Origin of the sequence: Melaminivora alkalimesophila, from assembly GCF_000282995.1 — a bacterium.
Lineage (GTDB): Bacteria > Pseudomonadota > Gammaproteobacteria > Burkholderiales > Burkholderiaceae_C > Melaminivora > Melaminivora alkalimesophila.
In genome coordinates this window covers 1-6,608 of the sequence record NZ_ALEE01000040.1, presented here as the reverse complement: position 1 = coordinate 6,608, position 6,608 = coordinate 1, and the positions used below count along the sequence as shown (strand labels likewise).

8 protein-coding genes are annotated in these 6,608 nt (G+C 44.2%); 7 read left to right on the top strand and 1 reads right to left on the bottom strand.

Features of this window, described 5'->3' with window-relative positions:
- From A612_RS00335 to A612_RS16245, 7 genes are all read left to right on the top strand, one after another.
- On the top strand, positions 1-861 hold an 861-nt coding region (locus A612_RS00335), incomplete at its 5' end, for a carbamate kinase (RefSeq protein WP_019372633.1).
- A gap of 9 nt (positions 862-870) precedes the next feature.
- Entirely contained in the window at positions 871-2,109 is a 1,239-nt protein-coding gene (locus A612_RS16270) for an amidohydrolase family protein (protein WP_081501048.1), read from the top strand.
- Positions 2,110-2,158: 49 nt separating this feature from the next.
- Positions 2,159-2,386: a hypothetical protein gene (locus tag A612_RS16855; RefSeq protein WP_141630306.1), complete on the top strand. Its 228-nt coding sequence runs from the start codon at positions 2,159-2,161 to the stop codon at positions 2,384-2,386.
- Positions 2,383-3,066 carry a BMP family protein gene (locus A612_RS16265; RefSeq protein ID WP_158000156.1) on the top strand — a complete coding sequence of 228 codons (684 nt, stop codon included), beginning with the start codon at positions 2,383-2,385 and terminating at the stop codon, positions 3,064-3,066. The genes A612_RS16855 and A612_RS16265 overlap by 4 nt, the downstream gene beginning before the upstream one ends.
- A 306-nt stretch (positions 3,067-3,372) precedes the next feature.
- A complete protein-coding gene (locus A612_RS16260) occupies positions 3,373-3,759 on the top strand; it encodes an allophanate hydrolase-related protein (RefSeq protein WP_075806989.1) in 387 nt (128 codons plus the stop codon).
- A gap of 330 nt (positions 3,760-4,089) precedes the next feature.
- The gene (locus A612_RS18115) at positions 4,090-4,269 is read left to right on the top strand and encodes an IS3 family transposase (protein WP_081501051.1); all 180 of its coding nucleotides are present in this window, start codon (positions 4,090-4,092) and stop codon (positions 4,267-4,269) included.
- 165 nt (positions 4,270-4,434) lie between these two features.
- Complete coding sequence (locus tag A612_RS16245; protein WP_075806991.1) at positions 4,435-5,841, top strand: amidohydrolase family protein; 1,407 nt, start codon at positions 4,435-4,437, stop codon at positions 5,839-5,841.
- A 183-nt stretch (positions 5,842-6,024) separates the two neighbouring features.
- Here A612_RS16245 and A612_RS16240 read toward each other — a convergent pair whose 3' ends face one another.
- Positions 6,025-6,426 (bottom strand): carboxymuconolactone decarboxylase family protein, encoded by a 402-nt coding sequence (locus tag A612_RS16240; protein ID WP_075806987.1) that lies wholly within the window; start codon positions 6,424-6,426, stop codon positions 6,025-6,027.
- Between the last annotated feature and the right edge of the window lie 182 nt (positions 6,427-6,608).

The following is a 6,608-nucleotide window of genomic DNA, read 5'->3' as shown; positions in this document are numbered from 1 at the left end:
AACGCGCTGGACATGGCCCGTCAGCTTGCCAAAATGATCAAACTTGGGTGGCGTGTCATCGTCACCCACGGAAACGGACCACAGGTTGGTTTCATTGTGCTCCGGTCGGACCGCAGCGCTGATGTTCTTCCCAGGTTGCCGCTTGATATCTGTGTCGCAGACAGCCAGGGCGGTATCGGCTACATCATCGTTGATGCCCTGCAAACGGCGATGACTGAGCTTGGGTTGGAGGCCACGGCGACGGCGGTGCTCACCCGCTGTGTCGTGGATATGGCTGACCCCGCTTTCCAGAACCCAACCAAGCCCATCGGGCCGTTTATGTCCCAGCACGAAGCTCAACAGCACCGCGACGAGGATGGTTGGGACATCGTTGAGGATGCGGGGCGCGGCTACCGCCGTGTTGTCCCTTCTCCCAAGCCCACGAAGGTGCTGGAGTTGGAGGCGATCAAGACCCTCGTTTCGGCCGGGCATCTCGTCGTCGCAGCCGGCGGTGGCGGAATCCCGGTGGCCGAGATCGGGGATGGTTTTTACAAGGGTGTTGAGGCCGTGATCGACAAGGACCTTACGTCCGCTCTGTTGGCAAGGGAGCTTGGCGCCGATCTTCTTCTGATCTCCACCGGCGTGCATCAGATCAGCATCAACTTCAAGAAGCCGGACCAGCGCGCCCTTGAGCAGATGACGCTCGCAGAGGCCCGGCAGTACATGGCGGAGGGACAGTTTCCTCCTGGCAGCATGGGCCCCAAGGTGGAAGCTGCGATGCGCTTCCTTGAGGGCGGATCCGGGGGCAAGGTCTTGATCACCAGTCCGGAGTCGATCATCGACGCGCTGGACGGCAAAACCGGAACCTGGATGATGGCCTAACTTGAAGAGATGTTCATGGAAGCCCATAGTTATGTAGATCTCGCGATTCGTAACGCGCGTCTTGTCGATACGGACGGAACCGTCGATATCCTGATTCACGATGGGCGCATTGCGTCCATCGTGAAGTCGACAAAAACAAAAGGATCGGTGGAGATCGATGCTCATGAGGGTCTGGTCACTTCCGGCCTGGTAGAGCCTCACTTCCATCTCGATAAGGCCCTGACGGCAGATCGGGTTCCCGCAGGAAGCATTGGCGACCTTCGAACGCGACGAGGCCTTGAGATGGCAATTCGGGCCACCCGTGATATCAAGCGCGCGTTCACCGTTGAAGATGTTCGGGAACGGGCCATACGTGCGGCCCTGATGGCATCCCGTGCGGGAACCACCGCATTGCGGACACACGTCGATGTCGACCCGATTGTCGGCCTCGCAGGTATCCGTGGTGTCCTTGAGGCGCGTGAAGTCTGCGCGGGATTGATCGATATCCAGATCGTCGCCTTCCCTCAGGAGGGACTCTTCTGCTCTGCGGGGGCCGTGGACCTCATGCGGGAGGCGATCAAACTGGGCGCGGATGCCGTCGGCGGCGCACCCGCGCTGGATGATCGCCCGCAGGACCATGTCCGAGCCGTTTTTGACCTTGCTGCTGAGTTCGGCCTGCCCGTAGACATGCACGTCGATGAGTCCGACCGGCGGGAAGACTTTACGCTTCCCTTTGTGATTGAAGCTGCCCGTGAACGGCGTGTGCCCAATGTGACCGTCGCGCACATCAGCTCGCTGTCCGTACAGACGGATGACGTAGCACGGTCGACCATTGCCGCCCTTGCGGACGCCGATGTTAATGTCGTGGTTAATCCGATCATTGTCAAAATTACGCGGCTGAGTGAATTACTCGATGCCGGAGTCTCCGTAATGTTTGGCTCGGACAACCTGCGGGATCCGTTCTATCCGCTCGGAGCGGCGAATCCCCTTGGATCAGCCATTTTTGCCTGTCAAATTGCCGCGCTGGGAACACCGCAAGATCTCAGACGGGTATTCGATGCGGTCACCATCAACGCTGCCCGCATGCTGGGATTCCCCTCACTTTTAGGCGTCGTGGAAGGGGCAGTCGCGGATCTCGCAGTATTCCCATCGGCGACGCCCGAGGAGGTTGTTCTGGATCAACAGTCTCCGCTCTTCGTACTCAAGGGCGGACGTGTCGTTGCCATGCGATTGGCCGCTGGATCAACGCCGTCCCACGACCACTCATGATGGTTGATATTATCGATTTTCGTACTCGTCTGTTAAAAGAAAGCTCTGAATGACCGACACCATGAAAATGCCCAACACACCCCTGCTGGATAATCGGGAAACCGGTTCGCCAAAATGCATGAAGAAGTCGAGAGCCACAGAGCAGATCCGGACAGCGTCGCGTTTCATGCTGAGTCATAATCTGAACTGTCCGATGAAAAGTTTGATCATTCAACCACGGCGCTCCTCTGATCAACCCCAAATAATTTCAAAGGCGATGGTGGCTATATGCGAATGAAAAATTTGAGTTACTTTCTGCATGGTGGTCTTGCGGCAATTGTTGTCATGATGGTGCTTTTGACGGCCTCGAACGGTGCTTTCGCGCAAAAATCGGCTGCATTTCTTCTGCCGGGAAGCATCAACGATCAGAGCTGGAATGCGGAGGGCTTCAAAAGTACCGAAAGGTTCAAAGGGTCGGGTTGGAACGTTACTTACTCCGAAAACGTTCAAGCCGCAGATATGGTTGAAAGCATGCGTCAATATGCCCGCAGGGGTGCTGACGTTGTCGTTGGGCATTCGGGTCGCTTTCTCTCAGCGGCTCAGCGGGTCGGCCCAGAGTTTCCGAAAACGCTCTTCCTCATCGGGTCGGGAGCCAGCGGATCAGGCAAAAATGTGACATCGGTTGAGTACGACAACGCGCAGTTCGGCTACCTCATGGGCGTACTTGCCGCTCGCATGTCCAAGACAAACAAGATTGGTGCCGTAAGCGGCCTTGAAGGGTTGCCTACTGTGATCGCGCAAGTTGGAGCCTTTCGAAAGGGTGCCATGAGCGTGCGACCGGATATCGAAGTAAAGGTGATCTACCTGCAAAGCATGGAAGACCCGACAGCTGCGAAGGAAGCGGCGCTATCGCTGATCACGCGCGGTGCTGACGTAGTTTCTGGATATAAAGGTCTTTTAAGAAGCTTTGTTTTATAAAATATGTATTTGTGATAATTTAATAAGGTTTGCAAAGAATGATTGAATTATTCTTTGCTGATTATTATTAAGACAATTATAGCATTAAGATATTCTAAATAAAGATTGTAAAAGCAAAAATATTAAATTTGAACAAATTGAGAACAAAATAAAATTTATTTAAGGATTTAGTTGGAATATTTGCATAATTTCAGAGATGCAATTGGTCTTAAAGGATATGTTTATTTGTCATTTAATTTGATAAAAATAAATTATGCTTAGAAGACTTTAAAGTATTCTAAGCATATTATACGAGGAGTTGTATATATGGAAACAGTATTATTGGCAGTCAATGGCACCTTAATGCGTGGGCTAGAACTAAATGGAAATCTTACTAGTGTAGGTGCAAATTTTGTTAGAGAAGATAAAACAGATTCAAATTATAAGTTATGGAGCATTAATGATGAGCATCCTGCTATGCTTAGAGTCGAAGAGGCGGGTGTAAAAGTAGAATTAGAAATATGGGAAGTCCCAGCCAAAGGATTAGCTTCTATACTTTTAAATGAACCACCAGGACTAGCAATTGGTAAAATCATACTAGAAGATAAAAGTGTTGTTTTAGGAGTAATTGGCGAACCGCTTCTATGTAAAAATCAATTGGAGATCTCAGAGTTTGGTAGCTGGCGTTCCTATATTGAACAGAAAATTAAATAAGATCCAAATTATCATTTTAAATTTATTTAATTGATTAAATCATCTGCTGTATCTTTCATAGATTTACCAGATGAATAATAGTAATTTACGGCATCCTGCTTGAACTCCTCACTATATTGCTTCTTTCTTTTTTTCATAATAAATTCGCTCCTTTTCTGATAGTTTTATTATATCAGATATAGAATCTATTATGTTTGGGGTGTCCGATTTCTATACTATCACTAACCTAATTACTTCTAACAGAGGGAAATAAAGTAGTAGTGAAAGATATAGGTTATTAGAACTTTTTAGAAGTTTGATTATTATCATTTTTAAAAAGAGGAGTCTAAAATTTTAGATGACAATTCTGAAATAGATAGAGATTTAGTAAAGATTTTCCGTAAAAGTAAGAATAATTATGGAATCAGGAAAATTAAAGTTGAACTTGGTAATTTAGGTTATCGAGTTTCTAAAAGAATAGCCAGAATTATGAAAGTAAATGCACTAGTATTTAATTATACAGTTGCATAATGTAACATCGATAACAAGGATTATAATGAATCAAATTTTTCTAATATGATTGGCTGTAAGAGTATCTTAACAATTAAATAGAACTTTCTTTTAAACATAAGTAAAATATTTTGTTTTGTTCGTTATTAAGTAAGTTTAAAATAATATTAGGAGGAATATAAAGAAATGAAAAACGTTATCTTTAAAAATGCAGACTGGATTATCACAATGGATGGAGACAGAACTAGATATCGAAATTGTGATTTGCTGGTAAGTGGTCAAGAGATTAGAGAAATAGGTACAAATCTTGAAGAGAAACTTAAAGATGAGATTACCATTGATTTAACAATTGATGCCAGTGGGAAAATTCTTGTTCCTGGTTTTGTTAATACTCATCATCATACTTGGCAGGCACTTTTCCGCAATATCAAGGCAACACAAGGATTGCAACTTGAACCTTGGCTTAAGGTAATGTATGAGATTTATAAAGATCTAAGCCAGGATGTAGCAAGGGCTGGTGTTTATGCCAGTCTTGGGGATTGCCTCAAGACAGGCTGCACAACATCAAACGACTTATGGTATCCTCATCCAGTAGGTGTTCCGCAACTTGTGGATGCCGAAATTGAAGCTGCAAAAGAAATAGGTATAAGATTTCATCCGGTAAGAGCGTATCATTCAGTTACCAGTGACATTGTTCCTCCAGAAGTAGTTGACACCACTGAAGGTTTTATGGAAGATGCAGAACGGTTAGTGAAAAAATACCATGATCGCTCACGCTTCTCTATGTGCCAAGTTGGTATTGGCCCAAGTATTGCGCAGTATGACACTCAAGAAATTATTCAAGCTACTGTTGATCTTGCTGAAAAGTTAGATATTATGGTACATGGGCATTTAGCTGAGAGTAAGTTCGAAGTTGAGTATACTATAGAAAAGTTCGGATGTCGTCCAGCAGAGTGGTTCCGAAGAAACAATTTACTTGGTTCAAGATTTTACTATGCTCATTGCATTCATCTTAATGATGAAGATATTGCATTAATTGCACAAACAAATACTGGTGTGGCAAGTTGCCCAATATCAAATATGTATTTAAGTTCAGGTTCATGCCGTGTTCCAGATCTTATGAATGCAGGAGTAAAGAGAATTGGACTAGGCGTTGATGGTGCAGCAAGCAGTAACTCTTCTAACATGATGGAAGAAATGCGATGTTCTTATTTGCTTAATCGCTTAAGTTGGGGTGATAATGCTCCTAATCCTGAAGATATCCTATATATGGCTACAGCAGGTGGTGCTAAAGCACTTGGACGTGATGATATTGGTTATCTTTCTCCAGGCATGGCAGCTGATATTACCATGATAGATTGGAAGCAATTGCAATACGCAGGCGGTAATAACGACCCTGTAGATTGCATCGTCACCAGTGGTGATGCTAGGATGATTGATACTGTTATGGTTAATGGGAATATCGTTGTTAAACATGGAAAACTGACTATGGTAGATGAAGATAAAAAAAGAGATTATGTTAATGAAGTCGGTAAGGCGCTTCTTAAAAAAGCATCTGTACGAATTGAAGGATTAAAAGAAGATATTGAATAATGCTTTAATAAGCCTGGCTTTTGCAGAAAATTCGATAAAATACAGCATGCAACCCTGACTGAGATTTTCCGCATACTATACTAAAAAGAGGTGGGATAATCTACCTTTGAATTATAAGTAATTGAAAATAAAAATAGAATCGTTGATGACGATTCTATTTTTATAGAAAATTATCTGTTAATTTTATTTATCTTCATTTTGAATTGGTTCGAACATGTCGCCAAGGGTTTCTAATGCAGGCAATAGCTTGCTTACGCCGCATGTAAAGAAAATCATACGCATAACTTCAAATACCTCATCCATAGTTGCTCCATTGTCAAGAGCTATTTGAGCATGAACCTTCATTGTAGTATCAGTTCCGGTTGCCATACCAATGGCCATAACAATTAATTCACGGTATTTTTTTGGTATAGAATTATCATCTGTAAGGTTAGTGTTTATATATTGCTGTAAAAATGCATTTACAAGATTAGGGTCATTTCCCATGGTTCTGTGAGATTCAAGCAATGAACCACCACGAGCTTGTTTTAATTCTTCAAGTATTTTATAAGAACGAGCTAATTTTTCTGAATTTGTTTGTTTCATGTATCCTCCAATAATAATTAATCTATTTGATATTTTGTTTTTAAAAAGTCTATTGCATAGCTTGGGAATAATGCATATGTTAAAACATCCTCTTCAGTTCTTGCAAGGGAGCCAACTTCAGCCCTTGCTTTTTCAAATCCCGGCTCTAATCTTGCAACGGATAGGAAATTCAACCGCATGAG